General features: G+C 67.2%; 14 protein-coding genes and 1 pseudogene. 7 read left to right on the top strand and 8 right to left on the bottom strand.

What is annotated here, in order from left to right; translation table 11 throughout:
* Nucleotides 1–8: 8 nt before the first annotated feature.
* Nucleotides 9–1,575 (top strand): annotated as a pseudogene (gene mtrB, locus OH799_RS17820) (MtrAB system histidine kinase MtrB); the annotation flags it as partial.
* 577 nt (nt 1,576–2,152) lie between these two features.
* Nucleotides 2,153–3,964: an MtrAB system accessory lipoprotein LpqB gene (lpqB, locus tag OH799_RS17815; protein ID WP_406265162.1), complete on the top strand. Its 1,812-nt coding sequence runs from the start codon at nt 2,153–2,155 to the stop codon at nt 3,962–3,964.
* A 209-nt stretch (nt 3,965–4,173) separates the two neighbouring features.
* On the opposite strand, the gene OH799_RS17810 is transcribed toward lpqB, so the two are convergent.
* Nucleotides 4,174–4,305 (bottom strand): hypothetical protein, encoded by a 132-nt coding sequence (locus OH799_RS17810; protein WP_406265159.1) that lies wholly within the window; start codon nt 4,303–4,305, stop codon nt 4,174–4,176.
* Nucleotides 4,306–4,561: 256 nt separating this feature from the next.
* Here OH799_RS17810 and OH799_RS17805 point away from each other — a divergent pair, with 256 nt between their 5' ends.
* The 4 genes from OH799_RS17805 to OH799_RS17790 all read left to right on the top strand — a co-directional run bounded on the left by OH799_RS17805 (nt 4,562) and on the right by OH799_RS17790 (nt 8,043).
* On the top strand, nt 4,562–5,206 hold the full coding sequence (locus OH799_RS17805; RefSeq protein WP_406265156.1) for a ComF family protein: 645 nt from the start codon (nt 4,562–4,564) through the stop codon (nt 5,204–5,206).
* 181 nt (nt 5,207–5,387) lie between these two features.
* Nucleotides 5,388–6,140 carry a ribosome hibernation-promoting factor, HPF/YfiA family gene (hpf, locus tag OH799_RS17800; RefSeq protein ID WP_406265153.1) on the top strand — a complete coding sequence of 251 codons (753 nt, stop codon included), beginning with the start codon at nt 5,388–5,390 and terminating at the stop codon, nt 6,138–6,140.
* Between the two features lie 417 nt (nt 6,141–6,557).
* The gene (locus tag OH799_RS17795; protein WP_406265150.1) at nt 6,558–6,716 is read left to right on the top strand and encodes a hypothetical protein; all 159 of its coding nucleotides are present in this window, start codon (nt 6,558–6,560) and stop codon (nt 6,714–6,716) included.
* Between the two features lie 34 nt (nt 6,717–6,750).
* On the top strand, nt 6,751–8,043 hold the full coding sequence (locus OH799_RS17790; RefSeq protein ID WP_406265146.1) for an acetyl-CoA C-acyltransferase: 1,293 nt from the start codon (nt 6,751–6,753) through the stop codon (nt 8,041–8,043).
* 84 nt (nt 8,044–8,127) lie between these two features.
* Here OH799_RS17790 and OH799_RS17785 read toward each other — a convergent pair whose 3' ends face one another.
* The 7 genes from OH799_RS17785 to OH799_RS17755 all read right to left on the bottom strand — a co-directional run bounded on the left by OH799_RS17785 (nt 8,128) and on the right by OH799_RS17755 (nt 15,516).
* The gene (locus tag OH799_RS17785; protein WP_406265143.1) at nt 8,128–8,316 is read right to left on the bottom strand and encodes a hypothetical protein; all 189 of its coding nucleotides are present in this window, start codon (nt 8,314–8,316) and stop codon (nt 8,128–8,130) included.
* Between the two features lie 191 nt (nt 8,317–8,507).
* Nucleotides 8,508–9,128 carry a 5,6-dimethylbenzimidazole synthase gene (gene bluB, locus OH799_RS17780; RefSeq protein ID WP_406282223.1) on the bottom strand — a complete coding sequence of 207 codons (621 nt, stop codon included), beginning with the start codon at nt 9,126–9,128 and terminating at the stop codon, nt 8,508–8,510.
* 229 nt (nt 9,129–9,357) lie between these two features.
* Nucleotides 9,358–10,602, bottom strand: coding sequence for a fatty acid desaturase family protein (locus tag OH799_RS17775; protein WP_406265140.1), 1,245 nt, complete (start codon nt 10,600–10,602; stop codon nt 9,358–9,360).
* A 94-nt stretch (nt 10,603–10,696) separates the two neighbouring features.
* Nucleotides 10,697–12,160, bottom strand: a complete 1,464-nt coding sequence (locus tag OH799_RS17770; protein ID WP_406265137.1) for a fatty acid desaturase family protein — start codon at nt 12,158–12,160, stop codon at nt 10,697–10,699.
* Nucleotides 12,161–12,206: 46 nt separating this feature from the next.
* A complete protein-coding gene (locus tag OH799_RS17765; RefSeq protein ID WP_406265134.1) occupies nt 12,207–13,364 on the bottom strand; it encodes a ferredoxin reductase in 1,158 nt (385 codons plus the stop codon).
* Between the two features lie 144 nt (nt 13,365–13,508).
* Nucleotides 13,509–14,054, bottom strand: coding sequence for a DUF6912 family protein (locus tag OH799_RS17760; RefSeq protein WP_406282220.1), 546 nt, complete (start codon nt 14,052–14,054; stop codon nt 13,509–13,511).
* Nucleotides 14,055–14,094: 40 nt separating this feature from the next.
* Nucleotides 14,095–15,516 (bottom strand): WS/DGAT/MGAT family O-acyltransferase, encoded by a 1,422-nt coding sequence (locus tag OH799_RS17755; RefSeq protein WP_406265131.1) that lies wholly within the window; start codon nt 15,514–15,516, stop codon nt 14,095–14,097.
* A 639-nt stretch (nt 15,517–16,155) separates the two neighbouring features.
* On the opposite strand from OH799_RS17755, the gene secA reads away from it, so the two are divergent.
* Nucleotides 16,156–19,017, top strand: coding sequence for a preprotein translocase subunit SecA (gene secA, locus OH799_RS17750; protein WP_406265128.1), 2,862 nt, complete (start codon nt 16,156–16,158; stop codon nt 19,015–19,017).
* The last annotated feature ends 173 nt before the right edge of the window (nt 19,018–19,190 follow it).

The raw sequence follows: 19,190 nt of genomic DNA, 5'->3' as shown, positions 1-19,190 counted from the left end.
GGATTTCGATGGCACCGGTGGTGGCTTGGTTCCAAGCGGTCGGCAGCGCCCTCGGTCACCTCTGGCGCCGCTCGCTGCAGTTGCGCGTCATCGTGTCGACTCTGACCCTGTCACTGATCGTCATCACGATCCTCGGCGTGGTGTTGACCAGTCAGATCACCGACCGCCTGCTGGATGCCAAGATCAATGCGGCGGTCGAGGAAATGGATCGGGCGCGCAACACGGTGCAGAGCCAGCTGGTCGGCGTGCACGACATCGGCACCCAGCAGCAGCGCTTGCAGGATGCGCGCAACGCGCTGTCCAACCGCGGCGACGCAGGCCAATCGACCGGTGCCGCAGGCACTTTCGATTCGGCGCTGACCATCATCGGTGGCATGCCGCAGCAGCAGATCTCCACCGGCCCGATCCAAGAGGTGCCCGACGAGCTGCGCCGGTTCGTGCAGCGCAACCAGGTCAGCTACCAGTTCGCCACGGTCGACGACCCGGACGGTTACCGCGGTCGTGCGCTGATTATCGGCAGTCCGAGCGCCGACATCCCGACGCTGGAGATCTACCTGATCTTTCCGCTGGCCAACGAGGAGCGCAGCCTCGCGCTGATGCGCGGCACCATGCTCGTCGGCGGCATCGTGCTGCTGGTGCTGTTGGCCGCGATCACCGCGCTGGTGACCAGGCAGGTGGTATTGCCGATCCGCTCCGCGGCCAGGATCGCGGGTCGTTTCGCCGACGGCAGGCTCAAGGAACGCATGCTGGTGCGCGGCGAGGACGATATGGCGCGGCTGGCCCAGGCGTTCAACGAGATGGCCGAAAGCCTGTCCAACCAGATCACGCAGCTCGAGGAGTTCGGCAACCTGCAGCGCCGGTTCACCTCCGACGTCAGCCACGAGCTGCGCACGCCGCTCACCACGGTGCGCATGGCTGCCGATCTGATCCACGGCAGCAGTGACGACCTCGATCCCGCCCTTGCCCGCAGCGCCGAGTTGCTGGTAAACGAGCTGGACCGGTTCGAGGGCCTGCTCAACGATCTGCTCGAGATCAGCCGCCACGACGCGGGCGTCGCCGAACTCCAGGTCGAATCGCTCGACGTGCGGATGTGCGCGCGGGCCGCGATCGCCACCGTGCGGCACCTGGCCAAGGACGCCGGTGTCGAGGTGATCACCGATATGCCGGAAGAGCCGCTGGTCGCCGAGGTCGACCCGCGGCGGGTGGAGAGGGTGTTGCGCAATCTGCTGGCCAACGCGATCGACCACAGCGAGGGCAAGCCGGTGCTGATCCGGATGCGCGGCGACGCCGACGCCAACGCGGTCGCAGTCGTCGTACGGGATCAGGGCATCGGCCTGCGACCCGGCGAAGAGAAGCTGGTCTTCAACCGGTTCTGGCGCTCGGACCCGTCCCGGATGCGCCGTTCCGGTGGTACCGGCCTCGGCCTGTCGATCAGCGTGGAGGACGCGAACCTGCACGAGGGCAAGCTCGAGGCGTGGGGCGAGGTCGGCGTCGGCGCCACCTTCCGACTCACGCTGCCGCTGGTGCGCGGGAAGAAACTCGGCGTGAGTCCGCTGCCGCTGGAACCTGTCCGCAAATCGATGCGCGTGGTCGAGCCGGCGCCGCCCGCCGATCCCGTTGCCGCGAATCCGGACGCCACGAGCGAGAGCGCATCAGCGTCCGCGGCTACCGCCTCCGACACAGCACCTGCGTCTGTATCCGATGACGCGCCTGCCTCTGGTGGAGCTTCGGCATCGGATGGTGCTACTTCGTCTGTGCCTGGTGGCGGGGGTGGCGCTGGCGCCGGGCCCACGTCCGATAATGCGCCCGCTTCTGGTGCGGCGCCCGTGTCCGGAGCCGGGCCGGTGTCCGGTGGCACATCCGAGTCCGGAGACGGGCCTGCTTCTGGTGGGGCGTCGGCGTCGGCGGCTGGGGGTGCGCCGGCTTCCGGTGGTATCCCTGCGTGCGGCGACGGGAATACCCTGTCCGGTGACACGCCTGCGTCGGAAGCCGGGACGGTGTCCGGGGTCTCGTCGGTGTCGAGTGCCGGGGCTGTGTCCGGTGGGTCGCCCGCATTCGGTGACCGGCCCGCGCCCGGTTCGAACGGATTGCAGGCGCCCGAGTCGGCGCAGGCCGGGGGCGGGGCGGAGCGCAAGTCCGGGGACGTACAGTCATGAGCATGCGTGCCGGATCTGCGCGTAGGCAGCGGTTGTCCACGCTGGTCGCGGTCGTGGTCGCGATCCTATTGCCGCTGACCGGATGCGCCAGTCTGCCCGAGTCCTCGGCGCCGCAGGCTCTGGGCACGATCGACCGGGAGCCCACGTCCGAGGGGCCGCCGCCGCCCATCGCCAACCGCGATCCGGATCTGCTGCTGCGTGACTTTCTGCAGGCCACTGCCGATCCGGCCAATCGCCACCTGGCCGCGCGACAGTACATGACCCCCGCGGCGTCGACCCAGTGGGACGACGCCGCGAGCACCGTGATCGTGGAGAAGCCGGACACACTGCGTGAATCGCGCTCCGGCGATAAGGCGACGTACCGGATCCGCGCGCGCAAGGTCGGCGAGCTGGCCACGGACGGCGCGTACCGCGCCAGTGACGACCTCGTCGAGAACAAGATCGAGCTGACCAAGGTCGATGGCGAGTGGCGCATCGACGAGCTGCCCGACGGCGTCGTGATGGATTCCACCGCGTTCGCCAGGTCCTATCGGCGTTACGTGCTGTACTTCGTCGACCCCGCCGGTACCACCGTTGTCCCGGATCTGCGCTGGATCTCGGTGGCCAAGGTTCAGCTGACCCAGAAGCTGCTCAGCCTGCTGATCGAGGGTACCCAACCCGCGCTCGCCCCGGTCCTGCGCAACGAGCTGGCCGGGCCGGTCGGCCTCCGCGGTCCGATCACCAAGGCGAACGGCGACCCGGACGGGGTCGGCATCGGGCTCGGCGGCGTCAAGATCGACTTCGCCGGCGCCTCCGCCCTGAACCCGCGCGATCGCGAGTTGCTCGCCGCCCAGGTGATTCTGACGTTGTCCGGCGCCGACATCCTCGGCCCCTATGTCCTGCTCGCCGACGGCAAACCGCTGGACGACCGGTTCGCCGCGAACGGATGGACCGTCGCTGACGTGCAGCAGCTCAATCCCGCGACATCCGCACGTAACCAGGTCGGTCTGCACGCGCTGCGCGGCGGCGGACTGGTGCAGTTTCAGGACAACGGCGGCATCACGCCGACACCGGGGTACTTCGGCGCGGTGAACAACCTGCAGTCGGCGGCGCTGTCCCAAGATGGTCAGCTGGTGGCAGCGGTGGCCGAGACCGGAAGATCCGAGCAGCCCCGCGCTCTGATGGTCGGCACCTACGGCGGCAACGCCTTTCCGGTGGCCACGGGCTCGACCATCACCCGACCTTCGTGGACCTCCGACGGCAGCGCGGCGTGGGCGGTGGTCGACGGCGAGCGGGTGATCCGCGCGATCAACGACCGAGCCACCTCGACGGTCTCGGTGCAGGAGGTCGACACCTCGGCGCTGGCCACGGTGTCCTCCGGTTTCGCGCCGAGGTCGCCGATCACCGACTTGCAGATCGCGCGCACCGGCGTCCGAGCGGCGCTGATCGCCGACGGCAAAGTCTATGTGGCAGTGGTGGAACGGCGTCCAGACGGCCACTACGCCCTTACCGCGCCACTGCCCGTCGCGATCACCCTGAGCACCCGCGCTGTGTCGCTCAGCTGGCTCACCATGGACACGATCATCATCGCTCGCGAGGGCAACGTCGATCCGGTGAACACCGTGTCGGTGGACGGTTCCCAGCCGATGCCACAGACCAGCCGGAACCTGACGCCACCAGTGCGAGAGGTCAGCGCGTCGCCGGAACACCAGTACGTCGCGGACTCACGTGCGGTGCTCGAGCTGACCAGCAACCCGGACGGCGGTGAGCCGTACTGGCGCGAGGTGCCCGGTCTCGGCGCGAATGCGGTTCCGGTCCTGCCTGGCTGAGATTTCGCCCTGCTCGGTCCCCCCGACTCGCCGTGATTCGTTGGTCGCGGTGCGGGCCGCATGATCATCGAGGTCGTCGAGGCATTGACGTGACCGCGGAGTCGTCGAGGACGGCAAGCCGTCGGCGGGCGGAAACGCCATGGCGGTCGGTCGTTCGGGGAGCGCTGATCGGCAGCTGTCCGATCGCTCGCACGGCAGTGTGCGCGGAGTTAGCGCACTCCGGTATCGATCAAGTCCTCCGCGTAGCCGCGTGGCGTGTGCACGATACCGACCGAACGCCGCACCGGAATCGACAAGGGCGCGACCGCGGCGATGGCGATCGTTCTGACGGTAGCTGGCACCCACGGTTCTGGAACTGCGGCTGGATCGTCGTAATCACCTTCAGACCATCGTATTCCGCAGCCGCAGCCGCAGCCGCAGCCGCAGCCGCAGCCGCAGCCGCAGCCGCAGCCGCAGCCGCAGCCGCAGCCGCAGCCGCAGCCGCAGCCGCAGCCGCAGCCGCAGCCGCAGCCGCAGCCGCAGCCGCAGCCGCAGCCGCAGCCGCAGCCGCAGCCGTCGTTCGGCGAAGGTGTCGGTGCCCTGGCGCAGAATCGGGCGATGGGGACGCTGCTGGATCTGATTCTGCCGACGGCCTGCGGTGGGTGCGGGCTGGCCGGGACGGCGTGGTGTGCCGGCTGTGAGGCCGCCTTGGACTCGCCGCCGGTGCGGGTGCGACCACGCACGGATCCGGGTGTCCCGTGCTGGGCGCTCGGTCCCTACCGTGGGCCCGGCAGGCGCGCGGTGCTCGCGGCCAAGGAGCAGCGTCGCCGGGATCTCGCGGAGCCGCTCGGCGCCGCGCTCGCGGGCGGACTCGCGCGGCTGCGGTCGTGGGATCGGCCGCTGGCACTGGTGCCCGCGCCAAGCAAAGCATCGGCGGCACGGCGCCGAGGCGGAGATCCGATGCTGCGCACGGCGCACGCAGCCGCGAGGTGGCTGCCCGATAGCCGGGTGGTATCAGTGTTGCGAGTGTGGCGCGGGGTGCGTGATTCGGTCGGCTTGACGCCCGGTGAGCGGGTACACAATCTCCGTGGGCGGGTGACCACTGTACCCGCCTGCGCCCCCGAGTGGGGGATGCCGAAAAACGCCGAGGTGGTGGTAGTCGACGACGTGCTGACAACCGGTGCGACGGCTCGGGAATCGGTCCGCGCGCTCGCGCGGGTCGGACTGCCGATTCGTGGGGTTTTGGTTATCTGTGCCGCTTGACGCCGGGAAATTTGCGTGAAGACTGGCGGTCTGCCCGATGTCGTACTAGCGTCGCGATCACACACCCGAACCGGGAGTTTGGAGGTGTCGCCTCGGACAACTTGTGCCGAGCGATTCTCGATCGGCACTGCTCAATCCCGCCGCATGAATCGGTCTGTGCGGCCATATCCGGGAGGTACGCGTGACGACTTCTTCACGACCTTCAGTGAAAGACGCTGCTCCTTCGGTGCTGGATTCCGGCGCCCAAGATGCGACAGGGCAACCCGTAGCGGAAAGCCCACGGGCTCCGCTCGCCGATATCGTGGTGAAAGGCCGCAATGTCGAGGTGCCTGATCATTTTCGAATCTACGTCGCGGAAAAACTCTCCCGCCTCGAGCGCTTCGACCCGTCGATCTTCCTCTTCGACGTGGAGCTGTTCCATGAACGCAACCGTCGGCAGCGCAAGAGCTGCCAGCGCGTCGAAATCACTTCGCGCGGTAAAGGTCCCGTTGTCCGGGCCGAGGCCCGCGCGGATAGCTTCTACGCCGCCTTCGAGTCGGTGACCGCGAAGCTGGAGAGCCGATTGCGTCGTACCAAGGATCGGCGCCGGGTGCACTACGGGGACAAGACCCCGGTCTCTGTCGCCCAGGCCACGGCCGACCTGGTGGATGAGTCCCTGTTCGAGCGGCCGAGCGGGGCGAGTACCGCGCATGCTCATCCCGAAGGCGAAAGCCGCCGCATCGACGAGGCAGAGAACACGGATTACGCTACGGGTCCGGGTCACATCGTGCGTACGAAGGTGCACCCGGCGACTCCGATGACCGTCGACGACGCCCTCTACGAGATGGAGCTCGTCGGCCACGACTTCTTCCTCTTCCACGACAAGGAGACCGACCGGCCGTCGGTCGTCTACCGTCGGCACGCCTTCGACTACGGCCTCATCCGGCTCGCCTGATCGAGTCCGTCCGCTTCTCCGGGCGCCCAGCTCGAGGGTTGGGTGCCCGGAGATTTTTTATGAAAGCCTCTCTCTTCCTTGGTCGTTATCGCGCCCCGATGATGTCGCTGTCCTGCTCGGCGATCCATAGCCCCTATCCGTGCCGCAGTTGGTGCCGCGAGCAGCGCGGTGTCGATAGGCAGCAGGCTGATCGTCCGTTCTCGATACGGTGCGACATCATCGAGGTAGCTCGATCGATCCGAGGGTGGGTATCGGTAGGTCTCGCGTCACATTCCGGAACTGGGGCCGCCATGGCAGGTGCTGGGTCTCCTGCACTGAGTTCGGTGGCTCAGTAACTCGGCGGCGCGGCGCCGTCCGTGCGCTGGATGGCTCTTCTGCCGCCGCGACAGCTCCGAAGGGCGATGCATAGTTGTTCTCTTGGCCGAGGATGTCGGCCACGGCGTCGTTCCGGGACGAGCAGGGGCGTTCGTCGGGGCGGTCACTCGATGGCGGGCGGCGGACTCGGAGGCGGGGATCGCCGCTGGTTGCGATTCACCGTCGGCGAAGGGGGTCGACGGTGAACTTACCTTGGAGTAAGTTTGGTGGTTCGCGCTCTTCGAAAGGAAATCGCATGGCCACCAACGCCGCTCGCCGTGCTGTGATTGTGTCCGGTGCACGCACGCCATTCGTGCGTGCGTTCACCGGATACACCCGAATGGACTCCATCGCGCTGGCGGATGCCGCGGTCCGGGGGGTGTTGGAACGGACCGGGCTGCCCGGCGCGCAGGTGGAGTCGATCGTCTGGGGCGGGGTCATCCTGCCGAGCGTGGCGCCGAATATCGCGCGCGAGATCGCGCTGGACCTGCGGCTCGACCCGGGCTGCGAGGGCTACACGGTGACCAGGGCTTGCGCCTCCGGCCTCCAGGCGGTGACCTCCGCCGCGGCCGCGATCGAGCGTGGCGAATACGACATCATGATCGCGGGCGGCAGCGATTCCACCTCGAACGCTGAGGTCAAGCTACCGCAGAAGGTCGTGCACGCGGCGGCGCCGTTAGCGCTCGGCAAGCCGAAGCCGAAGGACTATCTCTCCGCGGTCGCGCGGCTTGCGCCGTTCACCGATCTGCTGCCGCGCCGGCCCAGGATCGCCGAGCGCACCACCGGCGAGGTGATGGGGGAGTCCGCTGAGAAAATGGCACGCATCCATGGTGTGAGCCGGGCCGATCAGGACGAGTTCGCCGCCCGCTCGCACCATCACGCGGCTGCGGCCATCGAGTCGGGGCGGTTCGACGACGAGGTACTGCGAGTACGCACCCCCGAGGGGGTCGAGATCGCGCGCGACGGCCTCGTGCGTGGTAACACAACCGTCGAGAAATTGGCCGGACTGAAGCCGGTGTTCGCGGCCGACGGCACTGTCACGGCGGGCAACGCCAGCCCGCTGACCGACGGTGCCGCCGCAGTGTTGCTGATGAGCGAGGAGAAGGCGCACGCCCTCGGCTATCGGCCGCTGGCCACCTTCCGCTCCTGGAGCTACGTGAGCGTCGACCCGACCGACCAGGTGCTGATCGGTCCCGCGATCTCCATGCCGCGCGCGCTGGAGAAGGCCGGAATGTCTTTGGGCGATATCGATGTCATAGACATCCACGAGGCCTTCGCCGCGCAGACGCTGTCCGTATTGAGCGCCCTCGCCAGCGATGAGTGGGCCAAGACCCGGCTGGATCGCGACACCGCCGTCGGTGCGGTGGACATCGACAAGCTGAACGTGCACGGCGGTTCGGTCGCCCTCGGGCACCCGTTCGGCGCCACGGGGGCGCGCATGGTGACCACCATGGCCAACGAGCTGGCCCGCACCGGCAAGAGTACGGCGCTGCTCGGCATATGCGCCGCAGGCGGTATCGGCGCTTCAGCGGTGCTCGAGCGAATGTGACCCGACGTGGGTCAGGGCCACGGTGGCGTCCGGATGATCGAACTTCCGTGGGACGGGATGAGTGCGTGAGCGCGCTGCCTGTGGCTAGCGCCCCTGCTCAGGGCGGCCCGGGGCTGTGCCGAGTCGACGGTCGCGGCCCTCGTCAGCGATGATTCGCAGGCAGGTCTGGTGTTTGGTCTCGCCGGGGACGCCCTCCCGCCGCAGGCGCAACATCGCCTGAGCCAGATCGATGCCCAGCTCGCTCGAAAGCCGAACGGCAGCGACATTGGCCATTGCACAAACCTCCTGAACGAAGAACGCTGCGGCCGAAGCAGTTTCGCCCAAAGCGTACCCACTCTGCGGACAATTGAACCATGAACGACTCACTTGGCTCGCATCCGCATCCTCGACCGCGTCGAGCTGGTGCCACTCCGGTAACTCGGCCTTCGGACGAGCTGAACTTTCTCGAAGGGGTTGCTCGAAACTCAGCCACGGTAGGTCTCCTGGTGCACGGCGTCCGGCAGTGGCCGTCCGGCGCGCCAGCCGAATCGTTCCAGGTCGGGGACCTGCTGGAACTCGTGGACTGGACCTACGCACAGCCAGGCGACGGGGTGGATGCCGTGGGGGAGACCCACCAGCTCGGCGAGGAATTCGGGATCGTAGAACGACACCCAGCCGACGCCGACACCTTCGGCGGTGGCGGCCAACCAGAGGTTCTGGATCGCGAGAACCGCCGAGTAGATCCCGGTTTCGGGCACGGTGGCCCGGCCGAGCACCTGCGGTCCGCCCCGGTCGTGGTCGTAGCTGACCACGATGCCGGTGCCGCTCTCGGTAATGCCTTCGATCTTGATCGGCTCGAAGGTCGCGGCGCGCTCCGGTGGCAGCGCGTCCCGGAACTCGCCGCGCTTGCCCGCCACGTGGTCGGCGAAATTCCGCAATGTCGCCGGATTGCGGACGACGACGAAGTCCCATGGCTGCGAGTTGCCCACGCTCGGCGCCCGGTGCGCCGCACCGAGCATCCGCCACAGCGTGGCATCGTCTACGAGCTCCCCGGTGAACTCGGCGCGCACATCGCGGCGCCGCTGGATGGCTTCGTAGACGCTCAGATCCTCAGCACACACGGGCCCTAGTCAACCAGCTGTGTCTTTTGCCGCGCGGGCGCGGCGTGTTCGCGGCCCCCTTGTGGCTCGCGTCCGAGCAATGCTCTGTCTCGCTGAGCTCGGAAGCGGAGGTCGAGCTGCTTCGGTTGCGAAGGCCAGCAACTGAGTTGAGCGCGCGCACCCGTAACGTGAGCGGGCACAGTCGGCGGTTGATGCTTGTGTGCTGGCAAACCGATCAGACCGCGTGGCGCCTGATCCGGCGTCGTCCGTTGGCGATCGCGGTGCGCAGACCGCGGCGCTTTCCGGTGATCGGGTCGATGGTGGACTCTGCCTTACCACCGAACTTGCGCTCCGAGGCTGTCTCGGGTGCGTCATCGACGGTGGCGCGCAGGTATTTGTTCGGCAACGCCAGCTTGAGGATCGTCCGCCACGCCTTGAAGTACTGCACCGGCAGCGAACCGGTGGTGTAGGGCAGGTCGTACTTCTCGGCTAGCTCGCGCACCCGCACGGCGATGTCGGCGTACCGGTTGCTCGGCAGGTCCGGGAACAGGTGGTGTTCGATCTGATGGCTGAGGTTGCCGGTCATGAAATGGGTGACCGGCCCGCCGGAGATGTTGGCGCTGCCCAGCATCTGACGCAGGTACCACTGGCCGTGGGTCTCGCCGTCGATGTCGGCCTTGGTGAACTTCTCCGCTCCGTCCGGGAAATGGCCACAGAAGATCACTGCGTTGGACCACACGTTGCGGATCGCGTTGGCGGCCAGATTGGCGGTCAGCGTGGAGAAGAACGCGGGACCGGTGAGCGCGGGGAAGATCACGTAGTCCTTGAGGACCTGCTTACCCATTTTGGTGAGCGCCTCGCCGCGCTTGCGCTCGAACTCGGCCCGTTCCGGGGTGCCCGGCTTGAATCGGCCCGCGGCCAGCTTGCCCAGCTCCAGGTGCTGGATGGCCACGCCGTACTCGAAGAACAGCTGCAGCACCAGGTTGTAGAGCGGGTTGCCCAGGTTGAACGGCTTCCACCGCTGATCGCGGGTCACCCGCAGCAGGCCGTAGCCGATGTCGTCGTCCATGCCGAGCACGTTGGTGTACTTGTGGTGCAGGTAGTTGTGCGTGTGCTTCCAATGCTTGGACGCACCCGTGTTATCCCATTCCCACGAGCTGGAGTGGATCTCCGGATCGTTCATCCAGTCCCACTGCCCGTGCATGACGTTGTGCCCGATCTCCATGTTCTCGATGATCTTGGAGGTGCCGAGGAGGGCAACGCCGGCCAACCATGCGGGCGGCAGGAAGCTGCCGAACAGCACAACGCGGCCGCTGATCTCGAGCGCGCGCTGGAGCCGGATGACGTTGCGGATGTACTTCGCGTCGCGCTCGCCCCGAGAGGCCTCGATTTCTCGCCGGATCGCGTCGAACTCCGCGCCGAGTGTTTCCACATCGGCCTCGGTCAGGTGCGCGTATTCCTTGACATCCGAGATGGCCATGCCGGTTACTATACCGTAGGTTACGAGACCGTAGGTTGTGAGGGACTCGTCACAACTGGATCGGGCATGCTCTTGCGATCAGCGAACCGATATGTCAACGCCGCCTGCGACCGAGGCGAAAAGGCTTGCCCCAGATAGCCTTCCTGCGCAGCGACGCCTGCTCCTGACGGGCGCGCTCCTGCAGCGCGAGTGTGGCCTCGCGCAGCATCTCCTGCTCGTGCTTGGCCTTCACTCGCAAGGCAGCCTTGGCCTCGCGCAGCATTTCCTTCTCCTGCCGCGCCTTCTCCTTGAGCACGACCTTCGCCTCATGCAGCGCCGAGCGCAGACCGCGCCGCTTGCCGGTTTCCGGATCGATGCGCAGCCAGTGCGTGGACTCCGCACCCGGCAGCGTCAGATCCCACCCGGTGCCGATCGACGGCAGGGTGACGCCCGCGAACTTGCGTTCCGAGGACGTCTCGGGGGCGTTGTCGGCGGTCGCTTTCAAGAACCGGTCCGGCAGCGCGAGCTTGTGGATGGTACGGAACGCGAGCAGATACTGCTTGCCGAGCGAACCAGTGGTGTAAGGAAGGTCGTATTTGTCGCACAGCTCGCGCACCCGCACCGCGATCTCCGGGTACCGGTTACTCGGCAGATCGGGGAACAGGTGATGCTCGATCTGGTAGCAGAGATTGCCGCTCATGAACGCCATAGCGGGCCCGGCCTTGAAGTTGGCGCTGCCCAGCATCTGGCGCAGATACCACTCAGCGCTGGTCTCGTTCTCGAGTTGTTCGATGGTGAACTTCTCCGCGCCGTCGGGGAAGTGGCCGCAGAAGATCACCGCGTACGCCCACAGGTTGCGCACCAGGTTCGCCATCGCGTTCGCCTTCAGGGTCTGCTTGAAGGCCGGTCCGGTAAGGGCGGGGTAGATCAGGAAGTCCTTGGCCACCTGCCGGGAGATCTTCCGGGCGATGTCCTTGTTCGGCTGCGACATGAGCTCGCCGGGCTGGGTGCCGGCCAACTCTTTCTCGATGCTCAAGTCGTGCAGCGCGATGCCCCACTCGAAGGTGGTTGCCAGCAGTAGATTCGCCAGAGGCTGCATCAGGTGAATCGGCTTCCACTGCTCGTCGCGGGTCATCCGCATGATGCCGAAGCCGAGGTCCTCGTCCTTGCCGAGGACGTTGGTGTAAGTGTGGTGGGAGTAGTTGTGCGCGCGGCGCCACTGCGACGAGGGGCCGGTCATGTCCCACTCCCAGGAGCTGGAATGGATCTCCGGGTCGTTCATCCAGTCCCACTGCCCGTGGCTGACGTTGTGCCCGAGCTCCATGTTCTCGATGATCTTGGCGACCGAGAGCAGCGCGGTGCCTGCCAGCCAGGCCCAGCGGTTGCGACTTCCGAACAGCACGGCCCGGCCCGCCACTTCGAGAACGCGCTGCGCCGCGATCGAGCGTCGGATGTACCTCGCGTCGCGTGCACCGCGGGACAACTCCACCGAGCGCCGGATCGAATCGAGCTCCTGCCCCAGTGCCTCGATGTCGGCCGCTGTCAGGTGGGCGAACGTCTTGATATCGGTGATGGCCACCGGGGGTCCTTTCCCTACTCGAACTAGATCGAGGGTACCTGCCGGACTACACGTCCAGGGTGCAGTCGCCTGCGGCGGCCGAGATGCAGGTCTGCACCTTGTCGCCCTCGCGGCGCTCGTCTCCGTTGCGTAGATCGCGTACGTAACCGGAACTCACGGTGACGACACAGGTCTGGCAGATCCCCATGCGGCAGCCGAACGGCATCCGTACGCCGACGGACTCGCCCGCCTCCAGCAGGCTGGTCGCGCCATCCACCTCGGTGGTGCGCCCGGACTTGCCGAAAGTGACCGTGCCGCCCTCGCCGACCGCGGAGCGCTCGATCTCGAATCGCTCCACGTGCAGCCGGTCGGATCGGCCGGCGTCGCGCCAGTGGCTGTCGATCTCGTCGAGCATCGCCGCGGGGCCGCACGCCCAGGTGTGCCGCTCCCGCCAGTCGGGAAACTTCGTGTCGAGGTCGGCGAGTGCGAACTTGCCGTGCTCGCCGGTCAGATGCAGGTGCGAGCGGAAACTGGGATTCCGATCGTGCAGCGCGCGCAGTTCCGCGCCGAACATCACGTCGTCGGCAGTGCGCGCGGAATGCAGGTGCAGCACGTCGGTGACCAGTTCGCGGCGGTCCATCGCGCGCAGCATCGACATGACCGGGGTGATGCCGCTGCCCGCGGTGAGGAAGAGAACCTTCTCCGGCGGCGGATAGGGCAGCACGAAGCCGCCCTGCGGCGCGGCGAGCCGGACGACGGTGCCGACCGGAACACCGCTGACCAGGTGGCTGGACAGGAAGCCTTCCGGCATCGCCTTCACGGCGATCGAGATCAGTCGCTTGCCGCCGTGTCCCGGCTCGTTCCAGTTCGGCGGGCAGGTCAGCGAGTACGAGCGCCAGTGCCAGCGGCCGTCGACCAGGATGCCGATGCCGATGTACTGACCGGGATCGTATTTGAAGTCGAAGCCCCACCCCGGTTTGATCACCAGTGTCGCGGAGTCCGCGGTTTCCTTGCGCACCTCGACGATGCGCCCGCGCAGCTCGCGCGCCGACCACAGCGGGTTGGCCAAGTGCAGGTAGTCGTCCGGCAGCAGTGGGGTAGTCACCCGCGCCACGGCGCCGCGCAGGACGTTCAGCCTGCCGCCGCGCTCGGCGACACTCGCGGCCGGCGCCTCCAGCCACTCGCGGACGCCCCGCACCGAGAATCCCCCTCTTTTCGAACCCATCGCTGCCGTTCGTCTCCTTGTCGTCGGATGCGCCGATCGGACGCGCCTCACCTGCCAGGTTACGGCATCGTAGGTTCGGGCGGTGGGCAAGCCCGGGCGGAACGGGTGTCGTATGGACGCCCTGCGGCTCGGACGATGCGTGATTCAGAGCAGTTCGAGCAGGAATGGCAGCTCCTGCGCGGCGTACCAAGCCAGCTGGTGGTCCTCGGCGTCGCCGAGCACGAACTCGGCGTCGGTGTCGCCGAGATCGGCCGCATCGATCACGTCGACCGCCTTGGCCACCTCTGGCTCGGCGTCCGCCAAGTCGACGTGCACGGAGGCGATCTGCTGATAGCCGATCGGCCCCGCCAGGCGCACGACCGCGTCGTCGAGATCGGGCCGCAGCTTCGTGCCGGTCACGTCGGCGGCGATCACCGCGCGCCGGTAGACCGGGCTGCCGGAGGTGACCGGAGCGGCGGCGGCGTCCGGCGCTGCGTTTGCTGCGTTTGTTGCGTGTTCGTCGGACTCGGCGATCTGCTCGCGCTCGGCAGCGAGCAGGCGCAGCGACGCGCGGGCAGCCTCTCCGATGGCCACCTCGCCGAGCTCCTCGTCGTCACCGGAGGCGTATGCCTCACGCAGCGCGGGGGTGACGGCGAACGCGGTGCCGCCGATAGGTGCCAGCTCCCCGTTCGCGACCAGCTCGCGCAGCATCGGCACCGTCGCCGGGATGTAGACCCGTAGCTTCTTCTGGTCAGACGCAGGCACCGAGCATCTCCTCCATGGAATCGCGGACCGACGCGGCGAGCACGCCGATGTCGGCCATCGCGTCGCGGTCGGCGTTGAGTCCGAAGAAAACGCGTCCGTCGTAGGACGTGATCCCGATGCTCGACGCCTGGTTGCGCAGCAGTGGCGCCACCGGGTACATCTCCAGCATCCGCGCGCCGCCGATGAACATCGGCGTCTGCGGACCCGGCGCGTTGGTGATCACCAAGTTGAACGTGTGCTCTGCGAACGTACTCGCTGCCCGCACGCTCATCGCATGCAGGCTGGCCGGAGCGAACCCGGCCAGATGAACGAGGGTGCGCGCGCGGACGCCACGCTGGTTTCTGCCGTTGAGTTCGGTGGCGTGCGCGATGTGCGACAGGCGCATCACCGGATTCGGCTCGCCGACCGGAAGATCGATCAGGAACGACGACACCTCGCCCGCCGGTTTGAGCCGATTCCCGCCGTTCCCTTCGACATACACCGACATGGGTACGACCGCCCGCAGCGTGGTCGACTCGGTGAGTGCCTCACCGCGCGACAGCAGCCAGTTGCGCAGCGCGCCGGTGACCACCGCGAGGATCGCGTCGTTGGTGGAGCAGTCGAAGCGGGTGCGAATCGTGCGGTAGTCCGCCAGGTCGGTGCGCACCACGTCGAAGCGACGGCTGCGCGAGGTAGGGCCGTTCAGCGGGCTGTCCGGGGCACCAGTCGCCGCGGCACGCACCGCCGACACCACCGAGTCCACCGCCTTGCCCGCCGTGCCGATCACCGCGAAGGCGCTCGCGCTCGCGTCGCGGGCGACATCCAGCGCCTTGCGTGGCTGCGCCGCGAGATCGGCCAGCGCGCCGACCAGCAGTTCGACGTCGCTGGGTTCGCGCGGCGCGATCCAGGCGTCGTCGGCCAGCTCGCGCGTCGCGGGCCCGGCATCGAGGATCACGTGGCCGATCTCCAGCGCGGTATCTCCGTCAACCAGTGCCGAGTGCGACTTGGTGAAGAGCGCACAACGGCCCTCGGACAGACCTTCGATCAGATACATCTCCCACAGCGGTCTGCTCTGATCCAGGGGATGGGAGGCGAGCCGAGCGACCAGTTCGTACAGCTGCTGATCGGTGCCAGGAGCAGGCAGCGCCGACCGTCGGATGTGGTAGGTGATGTCGAATCGGCTGTCCTCGACCCAGACCGGCCGCCCGAGCGACAGCGGGACCTCCCGCACCCTGCGCCGGTATCTCGGCACCAGCGGGAGCCTGCCATCGACCAGGTCGACCAGCCGGTCGTAGTTCAAGATCGGCGTGCCGGCTCCGGCGCCGGAGTCGGTGTTCAGGACGATCGCGAGGGAGCCGATGTGGATGGGATTGCTGCTCGACTCGAGCCGATAGAACGACGCGTCCTGCGGCGTCAGTCTCGTGATCACGCTGCCCGGTGCTCCTTTTCCCGATGCCGTACCTGCCTATTGTGCTGCCGCGACAACGGTTGCCTCGTCCCGTTGTGGCATATCCGGTGAAATCGGTGCGCCCTCAACCCTCCGGGTGGTAGGGAACTCGATTCGATCACAGCAGGGGCTGGGATGCACGGTCGGCGGGGCGTTCGGTTGCACAGCGTGTCGGACCGTCGCGTAGTCGACCGAGAGATAGGCCATCCTGTCAGCGACTCCGGCACGGCAGTCCACGTGGAAATGGGCGCGCTGCGCGGACGTCTTGTGTCGTCGGGCATTTCGTGAAACGACCTCGGTGTCAAGGGATTCGCCGATAGTTCGCTGCTCTGGCGACCGCGGCGATACCGGCACACTCGGTGATCGAGTGTTCACCGGGTAACCCGCGTGGAGCGTGCTCGCCGGGGGAATCGGCCCGTCAGCCGCGCGTACTGTGGGTGGCGACGTGCGTGTCAGGGGCCCTGACGACATGGGAGGCGGCACGTCGCTGCTCGTCGGCGCCTACCATGGATGCCGCATTACCATGGAGCATGCCGCGGATTCCGCGCCACCGCGTGGGCCCGCACCGGCCCGGGGGCCGACGACACGATAGACACACCGACCAGAGGACTGACGAGACCCGTGCCTGCGCTGACACTGACGAGGTTGCTACGGATTGGTGAGGGTCGCATTGTCAAGCGGCTCTCGCATTTCGCGGACCAGGTGCTCGACCTCGAGTCGGACTACGAGTTGCTCACCGACGCCGAGCTGCGTGGCAAGACGGACGAGTTCCGCGAGCGCTACGCCGAGATGGTCGACGAGGGTGAGAGCGATCCGCTCGGCCAGCTGATGGCCGAGGCGTTCGCGGTCGCGCGGGAGGCGTCCTGGCGGGTGCTCAGTCAGAAGCACTACAAGGTGCAGGTCATGGGTGGCGCCGCGCTGCACACCGGCAACATCTCCGAGATGAAGACCGGTGAAGGCAAGACCCTCACCTGTGTGCTGCCCGCCTACCTGAACGCGATCAGCGGCGACGGCGTGCACGTCGTCACGGTGAACGACTATCTGGCCAAGCGTGACGCCGAGTGGATGGGCCGCGTGCACCGCTTCCTCGGTCTCGAGGTCGGCGTGATCCTGTCCGGCATGACCCCCGCCCAGCGGCGGGCGGCCTACAACGCCGACATCACCTACGGCACCAACAACGAGTTCGGCTTCGACTACCTGCGCGACAACATGACCCACTCGCTGGACGACCTGGTGCAGCGCGGGCACAACTTTGCCATCGTCGACGAGGTCGACTCCATCCTGATCGACGAGGCGCGCACCCCGCTGATCATCTCCGGTCCGGCCGACGCCTCCTCGAAGTGGTATGCCGAGTTCGCGCGCATCGCGCCACTGCTGAAGAAGGACCTGCACTACGAGGTCGACATCAAAAAGCGCACGATCGGTGTGCATGAGGCGGGCGTCGAATTCGTCGAGGACCAGCTCGGCATCGACAACCTGTACGAGGCCGCCAACTCGCCGCTGGTGAGCTACCTGAACAACGCCATCAAGGCCAAGGAGCTCTACGCCCGCGACAAGGACTACATCGTCCGCGACGGCGAGGTGATCATCGTCGACGAGTTCACCGGCCGCATCCTGGTCGGGCGCCGCTACAACGAGGGCATGCACCAGGCGATCGAAGCCAAGGAACAGGTCGAGATCCAGCCGGAGAACCAGACGCTGGCCACTATCACGCTGCAGAACTACTTCCGCCTCTACGACAAGTTGTCCGGCATGACCGGTACCGCCGAGACCGAGGCCGCCGAGTTGCACCAGATCTACTCCCTCGGCGTGGTCCCGATCCCGACGAACAAGCCGATGGTCCGTGCCGACCAGTCGGACCTGATCTACAAGACCGAAGAGGCCAAGTTCTCCGCCGTGGTCGACGACGTCACGGAGCGGCACGAGAACGGCCAGCCGGTGCTGATCGGTACCACCAGCGTCGAGCGCTCGGAGTACCTGTCCAAACAGTTCACCAAGCGCGGCATCCCGCACAACGTGCTGAACGCGAAATTTCACGAGAAGGAAGCCGAGATCATCGCCGAGGCCGGACGGCCGGGTGCGGTGACCGTGGCGACGAACATGGCTGGTCGTGGTACCGACGTCGTGCTCGGTGGCAACCCGGACATCATCACCGACATCCTGCTTCGCAAGCAGGGTCTCGACCCGGTCGAGACGCCCGAGGAGTACGAGCGGGCCTGGCTGCCGACCCTGGATCAAGTCAAGGCGCAGACCGCCGAGGACGCCGATGCGGTGCGTGCGGCGGGTGGCCTGTATGTGCTCGGCACCGAGAGGCACGAGTCGCGCCGCATCGACAACCAGCTGCGCGGTCGCTCCGGCCGTCAGGGCGACCCCGGCGAGTCCCGCTTCTACCTGTCGCTGGGCGACGAGCTGATGCGCCGCTTCAACGGCGCCGCGCTGGAAGCGATCATGACCCGGCTGAATCTGCCCGACGACGTGCCGATCGAGGCCAAGATGGTCTCCAAGGCGATCAAGAGCGCACAGACCCAGGTCGAGCAGCAGAACTTCGAGATCCGCAAGAACGTCCTCAAGTACGACGAGGTGATGAACCAGCAGCGCACCGTCATCTACGGCGAGCGCAACCGGATCCTGCGCGGCGAGGACATGGAGGGTCAGGTCCAGAGCATGATCACGGACGTGACCACCGCGTACGTGGACGGCGCCACCGCCGACGGGTATGTCGAGGACTGGGATCTGGGCAAGTTGTGGACGGCGCTCGGGACGCTGTATCCGGTGGGCGTGGACTACAAGGACCTGACCGGCGAAACCGAGATCGGCGAAGCGGGCGAGCTGTCCCGCGAGGAACTGCTCGAGGCGCTGCTGGACGACGCGCACGATGCCTATGAGCGCCGCGAAGCCGAGATCGACGGACTCGCGGGTGCGGGCAGCATGCGCAATCTCGAACGTCAGGTGCTGCTTTCGGTACTCGACCGCAAGTGGCGTGAGCACCTCTACGAGATGGACTACCTCAAGGAGGGCATCGGTCTGCGCGCCATGGCGCAGCGCGACCCGCTGGTCGAGTACCAGCGCGAGGGCTTCGATATGTTCGCCGCGATGCTCGAAGGCCTGAAGGAAGAGTCGGTCGGCTTCCTGTTCAACCTCCAGGTCGAGGTGCAGCAGCCGCAGCCGGAGGGCGTCGCGGTCGACCCGGGCCTGCGTTCGCCGGTCGGTGCCATGACCGCGCCGCGTCCCCTGCCCACCGAGGAGGCACGTGTCGCCAACGGCAACGGTGTCCCGGCCGCCTTGCGTGCCAAGGGTATCGATGAGAGCGGCCCGCGCGGCTTCAGCTACTCGGGTCCGGACGAGGGCGGTCGCGCCGCGGTGCACAGCGATGCCGAGGAGTACGGCGCGGACGGCACCCAGCCCACCCGCCGCGAGCGTCGTGAAGCCGCCCGCACCGATGCGAAGGGCAGGCGCGGACCGAAGTCGCGTCGTCGGCACTGATCAGCTGAGTCAGGAAGGCGCCCAGGGTTTCCTGGGCGCCTTCGTGCTGTCGTGTGAGTTTTCGTGCTGGCCGTTTCTGCCCGTGACGGCAAACGCTGTTCAGCGCGCCGGTAAGCCAGCGACCGAGGCTCGACGGCGATGTCGTATTGACGTAATCATTGCGTCAATATAGT

This window comes from Nocardia sp. NBC_00881 (assembly GCF_045207455.1).
Lineage (GTDB): Bacteria > Actinomycetota > Actinomycetes > Mycobacteriales > Mycobacteriaceae > Nocardia.
This window is presented reverse-complemented; position numbering and strand designations above follow the sequence as displayed.

Excerpts from the sequence above, each read along its gene's own strand:
- OH799_RS17790 (WP_406265146.1), top strand. The coding sequence starts at position 6,751 with ATGGCCACCAACGCCGCTCGCCGTGCTGTGATTGTGTCCGGTGCACGC.
- lpqB (WP_406265162.1), top strand. The coding sequence starts at position 2,153 with ATGAGCATGCGTGCCGGATCTGCGCGTAGGCAGCGGTTGTCCACGCTG.
- OH799_RS17765 (WP_406265134.1), bottom strand. The coding sequence starts at position 13,364 with ATGGGTTCGAAAAGAGGGGGATTCTCGGTGCGGGGCGTCCGCGAGTGG.
- OH799_RS17785 (WP_406265143.1), bottom strand. The coding sequence starts at position 8,316 with ATGGCCAATGTCGCTGCCGTTCGGCTTTCGAGCGAGCTGGGCATCGAT.
- OH799_RS17805 (WP_406265156.1), top strand. The coding sequence starts at position 4,562 with ATGGGGACGCTGCTGGATCTGATTCTGCCGACGGCCTGCGGTGGGTGC.
- OH799_RS17760 (WP_406282220.1), bottom strand. The coding sequence starts at position 14,054 with ATGCTGCGCGAGCTGGTCGCGAACGGGGAGCTGGCACCTATCGGCGGC.
- OH799_RS17775 (WP_406265140.1), bottom strand. The coding sequence starts at position 10,602 with ATGGCCATCTCGGATGTCAAGGAATACGCGCACCTGACCGAGGCCGAT.